Genomic DNA, 18,811 nt, shown 5'->3' with positions numbered 1-18,811 from the left:
GTTGCATCCCCCGATGAGCACAGCAGCCCCGGCCCTCTCCGTCCTCGACCTCGTTCCCGTCCGCACCGGACAGACCAGCGCCCAGGCGGTCGCCGCGTCGCTGTCCGTCGCGCAGCGCGCCGACGAGCTGGGTTACCGCCGCTACTGGTTCGCCGAGCACCACAACATGCCGGCCGTGGCCTCCACCGCCCCGCCGGTCCTCATCGCCGCCGCCGCGGCCCGCACCACCCGCATCCGGGTCGGCTCGGGCGGCGTCATGCTCCCCAATCACTCGCCTCTCGTCGTCGCCGAGCAGTTCGCGGCCCTCGAGGCCATCGCCCCCGACCGGATCGACCTCGGCATCGGCCGTGCACCCGGATCGGATCCGGTGATCACGCAACTGCTGCGCCAGTCCGGGACGACGAGCGACGTCGACCGCTTCCCGCAGCACATCACCGACATCCGCTCGCTGGTCTCACCCGAGGGCGCGACCGTCCGGTTCACCTCCGGCGGGACGTACGACGTGCACGCCACGCCCGCCGCCACCACGGCGCCGGCGGTGTGGCTGCTCGGCTCCAGCGACTATTCGGCCCAGCTCGCCGCCGGCATGGGGCTGCCCTATGTGTTCGCCAACCACTTCTCGGGGGACGGCCTCGAGCGCGCACTCGACCTGTACCGCAGCCAGTTCCAGGCTTCCGAGACGCTCGCGCAGCCGCGCACGTTCCTCACCGCCAACGCCGTCGTGGCCGACACCGCGGAGCAGGCGGAGGCGGCGATGCTGCCGCAGGCCCGCATGATGGCCCGCCTCCGCGGGAACCGGCCGCTCGTCGCCCTGGAGACCGTCGAGCAGGCCGCCGCCGCCGAGGCATCCGACTCCCTCGCGACGGGCCTCCTCGACGCGATGCGGGCCCGCTGGTTCGTCGGCACGGGCGACGACGTCCGCAGCCGGATCGCCGAGTTCGCGGCGCGGCACGGCGTCGACGAGGTCATGATCTCGCCGGTGGCCGGCGCGACCGAGGACGAGCCGATGGACGCGGCGACCTCGCGCATCCGGACGCTCGAACTGCTCGCGGCCTGACGGGTCTCAGTCCTCGGGCTCGCCCGACATCAGCCCGCGGAGCCAGTCGCGCGCCTCGACGAACACGTCGTCGGAGTAGCGCTCCGGATAGCGGTTGATCGCCCGGTCGGCGCGTGGATACGACCCGAGGAAGAGCACCCGCGGCGAGAAGCGACGCAGCCCGAGGAGGGCGTCCGCCATCCGCTCGTCCGAGATGTGACCGTCCGCGTCGATGACGAACCGGTACCGGCCGAGCGCGTCTCCGATGGGACGCGACGCCAGCAGCGACAGGTTGATGCCACGCGTCGCGAACTGCTCCAGCAGCTCGAGCAATGCACCCGGGTGGTCTTCGGGGAGCTCGACGATGAGCGACGTCTTGTCGGCACCGGTCGGCGCGGGCGGCGCCGTCGTGCGGCTGACCAGGACGAACCGGGTCACCGCGTTGGGGTTGTCGCCGATCTTCTCGGCGAGCAGGTCGAGGTCGTACACGTTGCGGATGCCGGGGGGCGCGATGGCGGCATCCGCGTCGATGACGCCCTCCACGATCCCGACGGCGGCGGCGACGTTGCTCGCCGCGGGGATGTGGGCGTGCGCCGGCAGGCGCTCGGTCAGCCAGTTGAGGCACTGCGCGTAGGCGACCGGGTGCGCGGCGATCACCGAGACGTCCTCGAGGGCGATGCCGGGCTTCGCGACCAGTACGAACTCGACGGGGACGAGGTACTCCCCCACGATGCGCAGGCCGGGAACCGTCGCGAGCGCATCCTGCGTGGTCGACACCCCGCCGTCGACGGAGTTCTCGATGGCGATCATCGCGGCATCCGATCGTCCCTCGACGACGTCGGCGAGCGCCTCGCCGACGTTCCGCACCGGACGCCAGGTCTGGTCGCGCGCTTCGGGGACCTGCGCGAGGGCCGCCTCGGTGAAGGTCCCGGCCGGGCCCAGGAAGCTGTAGGTGCGACGTGCGGGGGGCGCTGCGTCGGGCTCGATGGTCACGGGATGACAGCCTAGTGCGGCCGCGCCCCGCCCCCGCGAGGTCGGCGCCGGGCGACTACGGCGCAACGGCCCGGTGCACAAGGGGTGCCTCGGTTCCGCCATGCAGGGCAGACTAGAGACATGAGCCGTGCCGGACATCCTGCCGAAGCATCCGATCTGATCGACGTCGATGAGCTGATCGCCGCGTACTACGACCGCCGCCCGGATGCCGCGGTGCCCGGCCAGCGCGTCGCCTTCGGCACCAGCGGCCACCGCGGCTCGAGCCTGTCGACCAGCTTCAACGAGGACCACATCCTCGCGACGACGCAGGCGATCGTCGACTACCGCGCCGCGCAGGGGATCACGGGGCCGCTCTTCCTCGGTCGCGACACCCATGGGCTCTCGCTCCCCGCCGAGCGCACCGCGACCGAGGTGCTCATCGCCAACGGCATCGACGTGCGCATCGACTCGCGGGACTCCTGGGTGCCGACGCCGGCGCTCAGCCACGCCATCCTCAGCTACAACCGCGGCCGCGCCGAGGACGACCCCGGACGCGCCGACGGCATCGTCGTGACGCCCTCGCACAACCCTCCCCGCGACGGGGGCTTCAAGTACAACCCGCCGCACGGCGGCCCCGCCGACACGGATGCCACCGGGTGGATCGCCGACCGCGCGAACGCGCTCATCACCGATGGGCTCGCCGGAGTGAAGCGCGTCCGCCACGCCGACATCGACGCCGACGCGATCGGCGAGTACGACTTCCGTGAGCACTACGTCGCCGACCTGGCCTCGATCATCGACGTCGAGGCGATCGCGAAGGCCGGCATCCGTATCGGCGCCGATCCGCTGGGCGGCGCGTCCGTCGAGTACTGGGCGCTGATCGGCGAGCGCTACGGACTCGACCTCACCGTCGTGAACCCCGAGGTCGACCCGACCTGGCGCTTCATGACGCTCGACTGGGACGAGAAGATCCGCATGGATCCCTCGTCGCCGTCGGCGATGGCCTCCCTCGTCGGGCGCCGCTCGGAGTTCGACATCCTCACCGGCAACGACGCCGACGCCGACCGTCACGGCATCGTCACCCCCGACGCGGGTCTCATGAACCCGAACCACTTCCTCGCCGTCGCCATCGACTACCTCTACCGCCACCGTGCGGACTGGCCGGCGGATGCCGCCATCGGCAAGACGCTCGTGTCGTCGATGATCATCGACCGCGTCGCCGCCTCGCTCGGGCGGACGCTGCTCGAGGTCCCGGTCGGGTTCAAGTGGTTCGTCCCCGGTCTGCTCGACGGCTCCGTCGCCTTCGGCGGCGAGGAGTCCGCCGGCGCGTCGTTCCTCCGGAAGGACGGAACGGTCTGGACGACCGACAAGGACGGCATCCTGCTGTGCCTGCTCGCCGCCGAGATCCTCGCCGTCACCGGCAAGACCCCCTCGCAGCGCTACGCGGAGCTCGAGGCCGAGTTCGGCTCGGCCGCCTACGAGCGCGTCGACGCCCCGGCATCCCCCGAGCAGAAGGCGACCCTGTCGAAGCTGTCGGGCGATGCCGTGACGGCCAGCGAGCTCGCCGGCGACCCGGTGACCGCGAAGCTGTCGCACGCGCCCGGGAACGGCGCCGCGATCGGCGGCCTCAAGGTGCAGACCGAGTTCGCCTGGTTCGCCGCGCGGCCCTCCGGCACCGAGGACGTCTACAAGCTCTACGCCGAGAGCCTCCGAGGCCCGGAGCACCTTGCTCAGGTGCAGGCCGAGGCCCGCGCCGTGGTGTCGGCCGCGCTCGGCGGCTGAGCCGCGGCGTCCCGGCGGGGTCCGCGGCGTCCGGGTGGCATCTGCGGCGTCCGGTCGGCGGGCTAGCCGCGGCATCCGGGCGGTCGGCGCCGCCCCGATAGGCTGGCGATCATGAGCTGGTTGGTCACGGGAGGCGCCGGGTACATCGGCGCGCACATCGTTCGCGCCCTCGCCGACGCGGGGCTCGGCCCTGTCGTCATCGACGATCTGTCGAGCGGGCATGCGCCGTTCGTGCCGGACGGCGTACCGTTCGTGCGGGGCACCATCCTCGACCGGGAACTCGTGGCCGACACGCTCCGCGCGCACCACGCCGAGGGCGTCATCCACGTGGCCGCGTTCAAGTACGCCGGCGTCTCGGTGCAGCGCCCGCTGCACACCTACGAGCAGAACGTCGAGGGCACCCGTGTCGTGCTCGCGGCGATGGCGGATGCCGGCGTCTCGAACATCGTGTTCTCCTCGAGCGCGGCGGTGTACGGCACCCCCGACGTCCCGCTCGTGACCGAGGACCTGCCGAAGCGGCCGGCGTCGCCGTACGGCGAGTCGAAGCTCATCGGGGAGTGGCTGCTCGCCGCGCAGGGGGTCGCGACCGCGGCATCCGAGAAGCCGCTCCGGCACACCTCGCTGCGCTACTTCAACGTCGTCGGGTCCGGCGACCCGACGGTGTACGACACGAGCCCCCACAACCTCTTCCCGATCGTGTTCGAGATGCTCCGCGACGGTAAGACGCCGCGGATCAACGGCGACGACTACGCGACGGCCGACGGCACGAACGTCCGCGACTACGTCCACGTCGCCGACATCGCGGCGGCGCACGTCGTGGCGGCGCAGCGCCTCGCCGACGGACGGTCCATCGAACCGGCTTACAACCTGGGATCGCAGAACGGGCTGTCCGTGCGGCAGATCATGGATGCCATCGCCCGCGTGACCGGCATCGACTTCACCCCCGAGATCGCGCCGCGCCGCGCCGGCGACCCCGACAGCATCGTCGCGACGGGCGAGCTCGCCGCCCGCGACCTGGACTGGCGGATGCGGTACTCGCTCGACGAGATGGTCCGCAGCGGCTGGGAAGCCCGCCGCAACGCCGGCTGAGTCCGCGCCGCGCGCTGCCACTCCGCACCACCGCTTGAGCGCGAGAGCGCCGCTTCCCGCCGAGCGCGCCGGATAGGGCGCGCCCCCACACGGCGCACTCGACCACAACCGGCGCACTCGGCGAACGTCTGCGCGATCCCCGGCCGGCCCGCGCGAAAGCGCCGGTTGGTGCCGAAAGCGCCGTTCCATGCCGAGCGCGCCGGATCGGGCGCGCTCCCGCACGGCGCACTCGACCACAACCGGCGCGCTCGGCGAACGGATGCGCGACCCCGGCCTAGCCGCGCGGCGGAGCGGTGCTCGCGCGGACGATGAGCTCGGGCACCAGGATCGTGCCGGCCGGCCGCTCCCCCGCGATCCGCGCGACGAGAGCGGCGACCGCGGCCGCCCCGAGGGCATCGAAGTCCTGCCGGACCGTCGTCAGCGGCGGGCGGAAGTCCGCGGCATCCGCCACATCGTCGAATCCGACGACACTCACGTCGCCGGGCACCTCGCGTCCCGCCTCGGCGAGGGCGCGGAGCGCGCCCAGCGCCATCTGGTCGTTGGCGGCGAAGAGGGCGGTGGCATCCGCCGGCAGCGCGGCGACGGCGCGATGACCGGATGCCGCGGACCAGTCCCCGCGCAGCACCTCGGGCGCCGCCACACCTGCCTGCGCCAGCGCCGAGCGCCAGCCGCGCTCGCGCTCGGCGGCGGCGAAGGATCCCTCCGGACCGCGCAGGTGGCGGACGCTCGCATGCCCCAGCTCGAGCAGGTGCGTGGTCGCCGCGTGCGCGCCAGCGGCGTGGTCGGTCTGGACGGCCGTGTAGCGCTCGTCCGGCGGCGAGTCCACGACCACGAGCGCGAGGCCGGCCGGCACCGCCACGGTGCGGGCGAGCGCCGTCGCCTCGTTGAGGACGATGGCCCCGTCGACGCCCTGGTCGTGCAGCCGCGCGAACGCATCGCCGACGGCATCCCGCCCCGACGCCGTCACCACGGTCAGAGCTAGTCCGCCGCGGGCGGCGGAATCGGCGATCGCCTGCAGCATGCGGGAGTTGCCCACCGTCGCGAGGGTCGAGACGACGAGTCCGATCGTGTCGGTGCGGCCGGTGCGGAGCGCCCGCGCGGCGCGGTGAGGGCGGTACCCGAGGTCGGCCATCGCGCGCTCCACCCGGGTGCGCGTCTCGGGATCGACGCGGGGGCTTCCGTTGACGACCCGTGACACCGTCTGACCCGACACGCCCGCTGCCGCGGCCACATCCGCCATCGACGCTCGACGCTCCACGACTTCCTCCCCGGTCGTCCCCGCGGAACCCCCGGTTCCGTCGATGTTGACGATAACACGCACGCGACCTACCATGTTGACGTGAACACTGCGGAGAATGCACCCACGGATGCCACCGAACTCGGCGCCGGCGTGGTGAAGCGCGCCACTCGGCTCGCCGACGGTCGCGAGCTGATCTACTACGACGACCCCGGGACGACGCTCGACGCCGAACGCGCCGTCGACGCCCGCGATCTCACCCCGCGCCCCGACACCGCGACGATGCGCCAGGACATCCTCACCGGCGACTGGGTGTCGGTCGCCGCCGCCCGCCAGAATCGCGCGTTCCTGCCGCCGGCCGAGCTCGATCCGCTGGCGCCGCAGACCGAGACGAACCCGTCCGAGATCCCGTCGCTGTACGACGTCGCCGTGTTCGAGAACAAGTCGCCGTCGTTCGGTCCCGCCCTCGCCGCCGCCCACGGCGACGCCCCCGAAGCGGTCGATCCGCCCCGGGGCCTCGAAGACCTCGCACACCTGGGACTGGGACGGACCCGCACGAGCGTCGGTCGGACCGAAGTCGTGTGCTTCTCGCCCGAGCACACCGGCTCGTTCGGCACGCAGACGGTCACGCGCGCCCGCACCGTCATCGAGGCGTGGGCAGACCGGACCGCCGCGCTGTCGGCACTGCCGGGCATCGAGCAGGTCTTCCCGTTCGAGAACCGGGGCGAGGCCATCGGGGTCACGCTGCGGCATCCGCACGGTCAGATCTACGCCTACCCGTACGTCACACCGCGGACGCTGCGCCTGCTCGACTCGATCGACCGCACCGCCCCCGATCTGTTCGCCCGCATCCTCGAGTTCGAGCAGGCCGGGCCCCGCGTGCTGCTGCGCGGCGAGCACTGGACCGCGTTCGTGCCCTTCGCTGCGCGCTGGCCGCTCGAGATCCACATGCTGCCGCACCGGCACGTCCCCGACTTCGCCGCACTGAACGCCGAGGAGCGCGACGAGCTCGCCCCCCTCTACCTGCGGCTGCTGCGCGGCGTCGACGCGCTGTACGACAGCCCGACGCCGTACATCGCCGCGTGGCATCAGGCGCCGGTGAGCACGGGCCGCGACACGGTCCGGCTCAGCCTGCAGCTGACGAGCCCGCGCCGCGCCGCCGACAAGCTCAAGTTCCTGGCCGGATCCGAGGCCGCCATGGGCGCCTGGATCGGCGACGTCCCCCCGGAGGATGCCGCCGCGCGCCTCCGCACCGCCATCGAAGGGATCACCCTGTGACCGCTGCCGGCGAGGCCTACGGCCTGTTCACCTCCCTGACCGGAACCGAGCCGGCCGGCTCGTGGTCGGCTCCCGGTCGGGTCAACCTGATCGGCGAGCACACCGACTACAACGACGGCTTCGTGTTCCCCTTCGCGACCCCGCACCGCACGCACGTCGCCCTCGGTCGCCGGGAGGACGGCCGCATCCGCGTCGTGTCGACCTTCGACCCCGTGCCGGTCGAGGTCGCTCTCGCCGACCTGGACGCCCTGTTCCCCGCGCGCCGGGACGAGGTCGTCGAGTGGGCGCGCTACCCGCTCGGCGTCGCCTGGGCGCTGCTGCAGGCGACCGGCGCCGACCCGGCATCCGTTCCCGGCGTCGACCTCGCGTTCGCCTCCGACGTCCCCGTCGGCGCGGGACTCTCGTCGTCCGCCGCCATCGAGTCGGCCACCGGCTCGGCGCTGAACGACGTCTGGGGTCTCGGCCTCGACCGCGTGGCCGTCGCCCGCGCCGGCCGCACGGCGGAGAACGAGGCCGTCGGCGCTCCGACCGGGATCATGGACCAGATGGCCGCCATGCTCGGCGAGACGGATGCCGGGACGTTCCTCGACTGCCGGACCCTCGACGCTCAGGTCATCGAGCTCGGGTTCGCCCGGGCCGGACTCGACCTCGTCGTCATGGACACCCGCGTCACGCACGCCCACTCGACGGGCGGCTACGGCGAGCGGCGTGCCGCCTGCGAGCGCGGCGCCGCCGCGATGGGCGTGCCCGCCCTGCGCGACGTGCGACCCGATCAGCTGGCGCGCGTCCAAGAGCTCGTCGACGACGTGACGTTCCGCCGCGTCCGTCACGTCGTCACCGAGAACCAGCGCGTGCTCGACGCCGTCCGCACTTTGCGGGAGCAGGGCCCGCGCGCGATCGGCGACCTGCTGTACGCCTCGCACGTGTCGATGCGCGACGACTTCGAGATCTCGGTGCCCGAGCTCGACCTCGCCGTCGAAAGCGCTCGCGCAGCCGGCGCCATCGGCGCGCGCATGACCGGCGGCGGGTTCGGCGGGGCGGCGATCGCTCTGGTCGCGCACGACACGGTGGGCGCCGTGACGGATGCCGTCCGTGCAGCCTTCGCCGACGCGGGATTCACCGAGCCCCACATCTTCACGGTCCGCCCGTCCGAGGGTGCGCGCCGCGACAGCTGACCCGCGGGGTCCGACGGGCCGCTCCGCCGCGTTACGAGTCGGTAAAGCGGCGGGCCGATTCCCGCACGAGTGGCTCCGACGGGGCAGGATGGACCCTATGCCTCTGCAGACGACTCCCGGCACCGGTGCGCCCCTCCTCCAGGTGCGCGACATGGCCGTCGAATTCCGGACGATCGATGGAGCCGTGCACGCGGTCGAAGGCGTCGACCTCGACCTGGCGGCGGGCGAGACCGTCGCGATCGTCGGTGAATCCGGCTCCGGCAAGTCGACGACGGCGATGGCGATCATCGGCCTGCTCGCCGGCAACGGCCGCGTCTCGCGCGGCAGCATCCGTCTCGACGGCGAAGAGCTCGTCGGTGCGTCCGAGTCGGTCATGCGCACCGTGCGCGGCGGGAAGATCGGCCTGGTGCCGCAGGACCCGATGTCGAACCTCAACCCGACCTCGCGCATCGGCACCCAGGTCGCCGAGACGCTTCTCGCGCACGGCCTCGCGACCCGGAAGGACGTCGACCAGAGAGTCGTCGAGACCCTCGCGGCCGCCGGCCTCCCCGACGCCGAGGACCGTGCCAAGCAGTACCCGCACGAGTTCTCGGGCGGCATGCGCCAGCGCGCGCTGATCGCCATCGGCCTCGCCTGCAACCCTCGGCTGCTGATCGCCGACGAGCCCACGAGCGCCCTCGACGTCACGGTCCAGAAGACGATCCTCGACCAGCTCGGGCGCATGACCACCGAGCTCGGCACGTCCGTCCTGCTCATCACCCACGACCTGGGCCTCGCCGCCGAGCGCGCCGCCCGCGTCGTCGTGATGCACCGCGGCCGGATCGTCGAGCAGGGTCCGGCGCGCCAGATCCTCGAGGACCCGCAGCACGCGTACACGAAGTCGCTCGTGAAGGCGGCGCCGTCGGTCGCGGTCGCCCGCCTGCGCCCCGAGGCGTTCGCCGCGCCCGCCGCCCCTGCAGCGGTGACGACGGATGCCGCCGCTCCCGCGACGCCCGTCGACAACATCCTCGAGGTCGAGTCGCTGACCAAGCTCTACCCGGTCCGCGGCCGCAAGGAGGACTTCGCCGCCGTGAACGACGTGTCCTTCGCGATCCCGAGGGGCGAGACCGTCGCGATCGTGGGCGAGTCCGGATCGGGCAAGACGACGACGGCACGGATGATGCTGAAGATCATCGAGCCCACGAGCGGTGAGATCCGCTTCGACGGCGTGGACGTGGCATCCCTGAAGGGCAAGGACCTGCGCGAGTTCCGCCAGAAGGTCCAGCCGATCTTCCAGGACCCGTACTCATCGCTCAACCCGATGTTCACGATCGAGCGGATCGTGTCGGAGCCGCTGGAGTTCTACCGGCGCGGATCGTCGAAGGACCGCGCCAAGCGCGTCCGGCAGCTGCTCGACGACGTGGCCCTGCCCGAGTCGGCGCTGCGCCGCTACCCGTCGGAGCTGTCGGGCGGCCAGCGTCAGCGCGTCGCGATCGCGCGCGCCCTCGCTCTCTCGCCCGAGCTGATCGTCTGCGATGAGCCGGTGTCGGCGCTCGACGTCCTCGTGCAGGATCAGATCCTCACGCTGCTGCGCGGCCTGCAGAGCGAGTACGGCCTCAGCTACCTGTTCATCTCGCACGACCTCGCCGTCGTGCGCCTGATCAGCGACTACGTGTGCGTCATGAAGGACGGGCAGCTGGTCGAAGCGGCATCCAGTGAGGAGATCTTCACGAACCCGCGCGACCCGTACACCCGCAACCTGCTCGCCTCGATCCCCGGCAACGAGCTCGACATCGCGGTCTGACCCGGGCCGGCGTCCCGGCGGCCGAGTCGTGCGCGGGCGGATGCCGCGGCATCCGCCCGCGGGACGGCTCAGCGGGCGCGGGTCCTCGGATCCATCGCCTCGCGCAGCGCCTCGCCGAGCAGGGTGAAGCCGAGCGCGGTCACCGCGATGCAGATGCCCGGCAGGAAGGCGAGCCACGGCGCGATGGCGAGCTCCGCCTGCGCGTAGGTGAGCATGCGCCCCCATTCCGCGGTCTCGGGGCGTCCACCGCCGAGGCCCAGGAACGACAGCGCCGCGGCGTCGATGACGGCCGTCGCAAGCGACAGCGTCCCCTGCACGATGACCGGTCCGACGGCGTTCGGCAGCACGTGGCTCATCGTGATCCGGCCACGGCCGAGGCCGAGGGTCTGCGCCGACAGCACGTAGTCCGCCGATCGCTGCTGCAGCATCGAGGCTCGCAGCAGGCGGGCGAAGATCGGCACCTGCGCGACACCGATGGCGATCATGATCGAGTTCTGGTTCTGGCCGAGGATCGCCGCGATCGACACCGCGAGCAGCAGGCTCGGCACCGACAGCAGGATGTCGACCAGGCGCATGATCAGGTTGTCGACCCAGCCGCCGAAGGTGCCGGCGAGCAGACCCAGCAGCATCCCGCCGATCAGTCCGTACGCCGTCGACACGACACCGATCTGCAGCGACGCCTGCGCGCCCCAGATGAGCTTCGACAGGACGTCGCCGCCGAAGCGGTCGAGACCGAGCGGGAACCCCGGGATCTCGCCGGGTCCGGGGATGGACGTCGGGGTGATCTCGCGCGCGCCGGGAAGGGCCGTCTCGGAATAGGGCGCGAGGAGCGGCGCAAGGAGCGACACGAGGATGAACAGCAGCACGATGGCCGCACCGACCCAGGCCGTCGGGTTCGAGCGGAGGCGGCGCAGGACGTCGTGCCAGAAGCCGCCGCGGGGGGCGCCGCCGGCGCCGGCCGACAGGTCGGCGGTGGTGCCGTCGGCGGCGGGGCTGCCGCCGGATGCGGGGGGAAGAACGGCGCTCATGAGACCCTCACTCTCGGGTCGATCAGGCTGTACGACACGTCGACGATCAGGTTGATCAGCGCGTATGCGATGGCGATGAAGATGATGAAGCCCTGCAGCACCGGGAAGTCGCGGTTGAAGATGGCCGTCGCGAGGAACGAGCCGATGCCCGGGAAGGCGAAGACCGTCTCGGTCAGGATCGCCCCCGAGAGGAGGAGACCGGCCTGAAGGCCGATCGTGGTCACGACCGGGAGCATGGCGTTGCGGAGGATGAACCGGTTGCGCAGCAGCGACCCCGGGACGCCCTTCGCCTTGCCGGTCCGCACGTAGTCCGCGTTCTGCACCTCGAGGACGGATGCCCGGGTGATGCGCACGATGATGGCGAGGGGGATCGTGCCGAGCGCGAGCGCCGGCAGGATCAGGTGCAGGACGGCATCCCAGGCGGCATCGAATTCACCGGTGATCAGGCCGTCCAGCACGTAGAAGTTCGTGTAGTGGGTCGCGTCGATACGCGGGTTCTGACGGCCGTCCGAGGGGAGCCAGCCCAGCTGCACGGCGAAGAAGTACTTCAGGATGAAGGCCAGGAAGAACACCGGGATGGTGATGCCGACGAGGCTCAGCACGACCGCCGTGTGATCGGCCGCCTTGCCGTGGCGCCGCGCCGCCCAGTATCCGAGGGGGACGCCCACGCCGACCGCGATGATCAGCGCCGCGATCGAGAGCTCGATCGTCGCGGGGAAGCGGCGCAGGAACTCCTCGAGCACGGGTCGCCCGGTGTTGATGGAGTTGCCGAAGTCTCCGGACAGGAGACGCCCCATCCAGGTGAAGTACTGCTCCAGGATGGGCCGGTTGAAGCCGTAGAGCTCGTTGATCCGCTCGATCGCCTCGGGGGTGGCCTTCTCGCCGAGGAGGGCGGTGGCGGGGCCGCCCTTGAGGGAACGGACCCACCAGAACAGCAGGATGCTCATTCCGAGCAGGGTGGGGATCAGCAGCAGAAGTCTCTTGCCGATGGTTCGCAGCACTGTGTCGCTTTCGGGATGGGCGGTGCGGGACGGGGAATGCTCCCCGCCCCGCACCGGTCAGGCGACGGATGCCGCCGCGTACGTCTTACTCGGCGAGGACGATCTCGCTGAACACCTCGTCGTTCACCGGGCTGGCGGGGAAGCTCTCGACCCGGGGGTCGAAGGCCAGCGTCGGGGCGGGGTGGGCCAGCGGGACGCCGGGGATGAACTCGGCGACCATCTGGTTGATGTCCTGGTACAGCCCTGCCTGCTCCTCGGGGTCCGCGATGCCGCGGGCCTCGGTGAGCGCGTCGAACAGCTCCGGGTTGTCGAAGCCCCATTCCGCCGACTCCGCGCCGAAGAACACGCCGACGAAGTTGTCGGTGTCGTTGTAGTCACCCGTCCAGCCCAGCAGGTGGATGCCGTGGTTCGGGCCGGCGGTGATCTTGTCGAGGTAGTCCGGGCTCCAGGTGTCGGTGACCGGCTCGGTGACGACGCCGACCTCTTCGAGCTGCTTCGACAGCACGGTGAAGATCTGCTCCGGGTCCGGCATGTAGGGGCGCGAGACGTCCGAGGGGTAGTTGAACTCGAGCTCGAGCGGGTTCGACTCGTCGTACCCGGCCTCGGCCAGCAGATCCATCGCCTTCTGCGGGTCGTACTCGTACGTGGTGACGTCGGGGTTGTAGCCGTTCACGCTGTCGGGCATGAACTGCGTCGCCTTCTCGGTGCCCTCGGGGAGGACCTGCGAGATGAGGGCGTCCTTGTCGATCGCGTACGAGAGCGCCTCGCGGACGGTCGGGTCCTGCAGCTCCTCCACGGCCTGGTTGAAGGCGAGGTAGAGGATCGTGAACGGGGGCCGCGAGACCATCGTGAAGCCGGCCTCCTCGAGGGCGGCCGTGTCGGCCGGGCCCACCAGGTCGTAGCCGTCGATGGAGCCCGCCTCGAGCGCCTGACGGCGCGCGGTCGGGTCGTCGATCACGCGGAAGATGATCTCGTCGATCTGCCCGGGCTCGCCCCAGTAGTCCTCGTACGCGGACAGGGTGAGCTGCTCACCGGGAGCCCACTCCTCGAACATGAACGGGCCGGTGCCGACCGGGTGCTCCCTGGCGTACTCGCTGAGAACGGGGGCCTCGGCCGTGCCGCCCACCTCGTCCGCGGCGAACTCCTCGAGCGCGGCGGGCGACTGCATGCCGAACGCCGGCAGCGAGAGGGCGGGGATGAATCCGGCGAACGGCTTGTTGAGCTCGATCGTCACCGTGGTGTCGCCGTCGGGCGTGCACGACTTGTAGACGGCGTCGTCGGGGTTGGCGGCGTAGCCCTTGAAGAGCTTGTTGTAGTAGTAGCCGAGCGCCTCGCTGGCGGCGAGGCCCTCCCAGTTGTACCAGCGCTCGAAGTTGGCGCACACGGCCTCGGCGTTGAAGTCGGTGCCGTCGTGGAACGTGACGCCCTCCTTCAGGGTGAAGGTGTGGCTCATGCCGTCCTCGGCCGATTCCCACGACTCGGCGAGCAGCGGTGCGGGGTCGGCGGTGCCGGGCACGGTTCCGACGAGGCCCTCGAAGATCTGGCGCGAGACGCGGAACGTCTCGCCGTCCTGCGCGAAGGCGGGGTCGAGGCTGGCCGGGTCGGACGACGCGGCGAAGACGAACGTGCCGTCGACGTCCTCGGGGGCGGCGGATTCGCCGTCACCGCCGCGCTGGCTGCCGCACGCGCTGAGCGCGAGGGCGCCGATGGCGAGGGCCGCGACGGACGCGACCACCCGCTTCCTGGGAGTGGAGAGCATTGCTGTGTACCTTCCGCTTGGCTCGTCGGCGGGCACGACTCAAGGTCGTCCGCCGATGGGGATGCGCCCGACGCTACCGGGATGTATGCCGCGACGCGATGACAGCCGCATCTCGATCATGTTTCATCCTGCCCCGGCTCGTGCGCTCTCGCGGACAGGCGTGTCGGCGACGTCGGCTTCCGGCCGGCTCAGCGGAGAGGATCGGCGAGCAGCTCGATCGGCAGCGACCGGTCCAGGATGCGCTCGGCCGCCCGGTGACCCGATCGGATCGCCGCCGTGACGGTCGCCGGGTCCTCTCCCCAGGTCGCCTCCCCGGCCAGGTGCAGCACGCCGTCCACCGGAGCGGCCATGCGGTCGTGGTCCGCGCCCCGGCATCCGATCGTCATGTATGCGTAGGAGCCGCGAGACCACGGGTCGTCCTGCCAGGCGGTGCGGTGCACCCCGGCCGGCTCTCCCACGGCGGAGCCGTAGATCCCGCGGAGCGCGGCGAGCACCGACGCGACGACGCGCTCGTCGCTCCACGAGCGCGTCTCCTGTGCGCACCGTCCGGCGGCGAAGGTGAGCAGCGTCGGCTCGCCGTGCGCCTCCGTCAGGTCGTACCAGGAGTGCCACCACGACGCGGCTTCGCCCTGTCGGCGGATCGCGTAGACGTCGGCATCCCAGAACCGCTCCGGGAATCGCAGGAAGACCTTCTCGAACGCGTTCATCTCGAACTTCGCCATCGCCCCGGTGACGGTGTCGGGCAGCGGGGGCTCGAACGCGATGCCGCCGGTGCGGAGGACCCCGATCGGCGCGGTCACGACGGCGTGGTCCGCCTCGAACACTCCGCTGCCGGTGCCGATCCTCACGCCGTGGGGAACACCCGGGGCACCGCGGCGGGCCACCGTGGTGACCTCGTGGTCGAGGCGGACGTCCAGGCCGTCGGCGAGGCGTGCGGCGAGCTCGTCGTAGCCGCGGGGAAAGACGACCTCGTCGCCGTCGACCACCTCGTCCTCGAGCCCGTGGGCGTCGAGGAGCCGCGCGTCGGCGCCGTACTGTTCCTCGGATCGATGGTCGAAGTACTCGACGACCCGCGCGGCGCGGTCGGCCTGCCAGCCGTCGCTCGCCGCGACGGCGGTGACTGCCGCGCGGACGACCTCTGCGTAGCTGGTGCCGTCGGGGGCGCCGGCGATGACCCGCTCGAGCTCGTCGTCGACGCGGGCGGTGTCGGCGATGAACTGCTCGGTGTGCGCCGCGGCGAGGCGCGTCCCGTCCGGGCCGTAGTAGGCGATCGGGCGGCCGCCGGCCTGATAGCTGCCGACGGTGAACTCCGTCATCGGCAGCTGGAACGCCCGAGCGACCGTGTGCACGGGGTTGCCGTCGATGCCGTGGATCCAGGACGCCCCGAGATCGGTGACGCGGCCGTCGGAACGGTCGGTGTGCACGCGTCCTCCGACGCGGTCGCGGGCCTCGAGCACGACGACGCGGTGTCCCTGGCCGGCGAGGAGCCGTGCGGCGGCGAGGCCCGAGATCCCGGCCCCGACGACAGCAGTGTGAAAACGCTCGCTGGCCACCTGACTCTCCTTTGTATCGGCAGGTCCATCCTGCACCCGGGGGCGGACGGACGGGTGTCGGCGGGGGCGGTCGGGCGGTGCGGCGGGGTCGGGCGGGTCGGCGGGGTCGGGCGGTGATCGGCGGGGTCGGGCGGGTCGGCGGGGTCGCGCGGGTCGGCGGGGTCGGGCGGGTCGGCGGGTTGCGCGGTGCGCGTCTCCTCGCCCGCAGCGATCGCTCGACGGCAGGCGTCGGCCGGCACAGTTTCTCCCTGCCGGACGATGCGAGATGACCTCTCTGGTGGGCTGTGGATAACTGTCGGATCGGCCGGTTCGATGTCGGAGGCCCTCACCAGAATGGGGGGTATGAACATCCCGTCCGGACCCGCTTCGCCCGACGCGTATATCGCGTCGCTGGCGGGGATCGTCGCGGACGTCGAGACCGTCGAACGGCAGATCGCCACGGCTCAGATCGCGCAGTTGCGGGTGCTTGCCCGGGCGGGTCAGCTCGCCGAGGAGCAGGCGGTCGGGAGTGGGTCTCGGGTGCGGGTGCATGACATGGCGCTGCGGTCGATCGCGGCGGAGGTGGGTGGGATCATGCGCACCACCGACCGGACCGTGCAGCGCCGGATCGACGAGGCCCGCACCATCGTGGAAGGCTACCCCGCGGCGCTGGGCGCGTGGGAGGCGGGGCTGATCACCCGCGGTCACGTGCTGGTCATCGTGGACACCGGGGGCGTCGTGCCCGTCGAGCTGCGACCCGAGTTCGAAGCCGCCGCGATCAGCCGGTGCGAACAGGACACCCCGAACCGGGTGCGCGCGGAGCTCGAGATCCTCGCGCAGCGAATGCACCCCCGCTCCTTCACGGAACGGCATGTGGAAGCGGCCGCCGGCCGGTGCGTGAGGCTGATGCCGGGGCGTGACGGGATGTCGGACCTGATCGCGACACTCCCCACGGTGATCGCGGAGGGCATCCACGACCGGTTGACGCAGCAGGCCCGCGCGATCGTCGACACCCGCACCGAACGGGCCGTGACAGCTGCCGACCGCCGCGCGACCGACGGGCCGGTCCCCGAGGGCGCGTTCAGACGGACGAACGGCACGGACGCCGTGGACGTGGTGGCAACGGACAAGCGCCCGATCGACCAGGTGCGGGCCGACTTGTTCGCCGACCTGCTCCTCGCGGGCACACCGGCGTTGGATGACACGATCGACACCAGCGCGGGTCCGCTCGGGGCGATCCGTGCCCGGGTGCAGGTCGTCCTGCCCGCATCGTGCCTGGACGGCACCGATGACGGGCCTGCGGATCTGATCGGCCGGTCACCCATCGACACGCTCACCGCCCGCACGCTCGCCGGTGCGGTGGGGATCTGGGAGCGGATGTTCACCGACCCCGTCACCGGCACCACCGTCGCCGTCGACTCGTACCGGGTTCCGCTGCCGATGCGCCGGTACCTGCAGGCGAGGGACCAGCACTGCCGGTTCCCCGGCTGCCGGGTGCCCGCGATCCGCTGCGAGATCGACCACACCCACGACCACGCCCTCGGCGGCAGAACCGAACTCCGAAACCTCGCCCACCTGTGTCAACGGCACCATTCCATGAAGCAGTTCACCGCCTGGCGGGTCCGACAACTCCAGGGTGGCGTCCTGGAATGGACCTCACCCGCCGGCAGGACCTACCGCGAAGACGCACCCACCCCCGCCGTCGCCTTCACACCTGCCACCGGACCCGACAACACCGACCGCGCCAACACCACCGACCGCACCGACGCCCCACCCTTCTGACCCGGATGCCTCTGAGCCACGTCGGCGATTCCGCAGCGAGACGCGTTCTTCCGCAGCGAGACGCGATCTTCCGCAGCGAGACGCGGCCCTCCGCAACGCGACGCGGTCCTCCGCAACCAGGTGCAGCATTCCGTAGCGACGCAGCACACGCGCGCACCATCACAGTGCACCTCGACCAGCACGTGCGCCGACCGGCACACAGCCGACCCGAACGGCTGGACGGCTCGCAACCCAGCACGACGCTGCAGCCCGGCCACCAGCACCCCGCTCGGCGACCGGCACGACGCACCGGCGACCAGAACAGCTGAGCGGGTCACACACCGGCACGACGCTCCGGCGACCACAACAAGCACGCTGACCGGCGCACAGCCCGCCAGGCCAGGTGAGCGACTCCACCGCCAGCGAGCCCGGCCAGCGCCCGGCCGACCTGCGCAACCAGCGGGCTCTCGCTCACCCGCGGCGGATACCGTAGGAGGATGGCCCGCTCCCGAGACGCAGACGACGCGCCCGTCGCGAAACTGTCCGACGGCCGACAGGCGCGGATCATCCCGGGACGCTTCGCGGGTGGCTGGGAGCTCGTCGTCGAGACCACCCCGCAGTCGCACGTCGACCTCGACGACCCGTCGCACCTGCACTTCGAGTACATCGCCCGGATGGGCGCCGTGATCGATCAGCTCAAGTTGCCCGGCGAGCCGCTCACGGCCGTCCACCTCGGCGCCGGCGCCATGAGCCTGCCGCGCTACGTCGAGCACACCCGCCCCGGCTCCCGCCAGCAGGTGATCGAGCTGGAGCAGGGGCTCGTCGACCTCGTCCGCGCGCACCTGCCGCTCCCCCGAGGCGGCCAGCTGCGCGTGCGGATCGGCGACGCCCGAGACGTCGCCGGCCGCCTGCCGAACGGCATCCTGGGACAGGTCGACCTCGTCGTCTCGGACGTCTTCGCCGGCGCGCAGACACCCGCGCATCTCACCAGCATCGAGTACTACCGCATCCTCGCGGACCTCCTCGCCCCGACGGGAGTCCTGCTCGTCAACATCGCCGACGGCAGCGGCCTCGCCTTCGCCCGCGCGCAGGTCGCGACGGTCCGCTCGGTGCTCGAGCACGTCGTCATCCTCGCCGAGGTGGGCACGCTCAAGAGCGGTCGGTTCGGCAACATCGTGATCGCCGCATCCGCGTCCCCGCTGCCGATGGACTGGCTCCCGCGCCTGATGGCGGCCGGTCCGCACCCCGCGAAGGTCGCTCACGGTGACGAACTCGACGTCTTCGTCCGGGGCGCGCGTGTCGTGACGGATGCCGACGCCACCCCGTCGCCGAAACCGGCGGCATCCGTCTTCGAACGCTGATCCGCGCGGCGCGCCCT

Annotated in this window: 14 protein-coding genes; 8 read left to right on the top strand and 6 right to left on the bottom strand. The window is 71.7% G+C overall.

Features of this window, described 5'->3' with window-relative positions; all coding sequences use genetic code 11:
• Positions 1–13 precede the first annotated feature (13 nt).
• Positions 14–1,057, top strand: coding sequence for an LLM class flavin-dependent oxidoreductase (locus AB3M83_RS03365; protein WP_412945119.1), 1,044 nt, complete (start codon positions 14–16; stop codon positions 1,055–1,057).
• Positions 1,058–1,063: 6 nt separating this feature from the next.
• On the opposite strand, the gene pheA is transcribed toward AB3M83_RS03365, so the two are convergent.
• Complete coding sequence (gene pheA, locus AB3M83_RS03360) at positions 1,064–2,029, bottom strand: prephenate dehydratase (protein ID WP_412945117.1); 966 nt, start codon at positions 2,027–2,029, stop codon at positions 1,064–1,066.
• Positions 2,030–2,149: 120 nt separating this feature from the next.
• Between pheA and pgm the strand changes: the two genes are divergently transcribed.
• Both pgm and galE read left to right on the top strand, forming a co-directional pair.
• Positions 2,150–3,790, top strand: a complete 1,641-nt coding sequence (pgm, locus tag AB3M83_RS03355; protein ID WP_412945116.1) for a phosphoglucomutase (alpha-D-glucose-1,6-bisphosphate-dependent) — start codon at positions 2,150–2,152, stop codon at positions 3,788–3,790.
• 111 nt (positions 3,791–3,901) lie between these two features.
• The gene (gene galE, locus AB3M83_RS03350) at positions 3,902–4,879 is read left to right on the top strand and encodes a UDP-glucose 4-epimerase GalE (RefSeq protein ID WP_412945114.1); all 978 of its coding nucleotides are present in this window, start codon (positions 3,902–3,904) and stop codon (positions 4,877–4,879) included.
• Positions 4,880–5,153: 274 nt separating this feature from the next.
• On the opposite strand, the gene AB3M83_RS03345 is transcribed toward galE, so the two are convergent.
• A complete protein-coding gene (locus AB3M83_RS03345) occupies positions 5,154–6,119 on the bottom strand; it encodes a LacI family DNA-binding transcriptional regulator (protein ID WP_412945967.1) in 966 nt (321 codons plus the stop codon).
• Between the two features lie 99 nt (positions 6,120–6,218).
• Between AB3M83_RS03345 and galT the strand changes: the two genes are divergently transcribed.
• From galT to AB3M83_RS03330, 3 genes are all read left to right on the top strand, one after another.
• A complete protein-coding gene (gene galT, locus AB3M83_RS03340; RefSeq protein WP_412945112.1) occupies positions 6,219–7,394 on the top strand; it encodes a galactose-1-phosphate uridylyltransferase in 1,176 nt (391 codons plus the stop codon).
• Positions 7,391–8,569, top strand: coding sequence for a galactokinase (galK, locus tag AB3M83_RS03335; protein WP_412945111.1), 1,179 nt, complete (start codon positions 7,391–7,393; stop codon positions 8,567–8,569). The genes galT and galK overlap by 4 nt, the downstream gene beginning before the upstream one ends.
• Before the next feature lie 97 nt (positions 8,570–8,666).
• Positions 8,667–10,352, top strand: a complete 1,686-nt coding sequence (locus tag AB3M83_RS03330) for an ABC transporter ATP-binding protein (protein ID WP_412945109.1) — start codon at positions 8,667–8,669, stop codon at positions 10,350–10,352.
• Positions 10,353–10,420: 68 nt separating this feature from the next.
• On the opposite strand, the gene AB3M83_RS03325 is transcribed toward AB3M83_RS03330, so the two are convergent.
• From AB3M83_RS03325 to AB3M83_RS03310, 4 genes are all read right to left on the bottom strand, one after another.
• Complete coding sequence (locus AB3M83_RS03325) at positions 10,421–11,380, bottom strand: ABC transporter permease (RefSeq protein WP_412945106.1); 960 nt, start codon at positions 11,378–11,380, stop codon at positions 10,421–10,423.
• Entirely contained in the window at positions 11,377–12,381 is a 1,005-nt protein-coding gene (locus tag AB3M83_RS03320; RefSeq protein WP_412945103.1) for an ABC transporter permease, read from the bottom strand. Before AB3M83_RS03320 ends, AB3M83_RS03325 begins: the two co-directional genes overlap by 4 nt.
• Positions 12,382–12,466: 85 nt before the next feature.
• Complete coding sequence (locus AB3M83_RS03315) at positions 12,467–14,140, bottom strand: ABC transporter substrate-binding protein (RefSeq protein WP_412945101.1); 1,674 nt, start codon at positions 14,138–14,140, stop codon at positions 12,467–12,469.
• Positions 14,141–14,328: 188 nt separating this feature from the next.
• Complete coding sequence (locus tag AB3M83_RS03310; RefSeq protein ID WP_412945099.1) at positions 14,329–15,693, bottom strand: flavin monoamine oxidase family protein; 1,365 nt, start codon at positions 15,691–15,693, stop codon at positions 14,329–14,331.
• Between the two features lie 312 nt (positions 15,694–16,005).
• On the opposite strand from AB3M83_RS03310, the gene AB3M83_RS03305 reads away from it, so the two are divergent.
• Positions 16,006–17,454, top strand: coding sequence for an HNH endonuclease signature motif containing protein (locus AB3M83_RS03305; RefSeq protein ID WP_412945097.1), 1,449 nt, complete (start codon positions 16,006–16,008; stop codon positions 17,452–17,454).
• Positions 17,455–17,930: 476 nt separating this feature from the next.
• Positions 17,931–18,794 (top strand): spermidine synthase, encoded by an 864-nt coding sequence (locus AB3M83_RS03300; RefSeq protein ID WP_412945095.1) that lies wholly within the window; start codon positions 17,931–17,933, stop codon positions 18,792–18,794.
• Positions 18,795–18,811 lie beyond the last annotated feature (17 nt).

It is taken from the genome of Microbacterium pasadenense (assembly GCF_047246565.1).
Lineage (GTDB): Bacteria > Actinomycetota > Actinomycetes > Actinomycetales > Microbacteriaceae > Microbacterium.
This window is presented reverse-complemented; position numbering and strand designations above follow the sequence as displayed.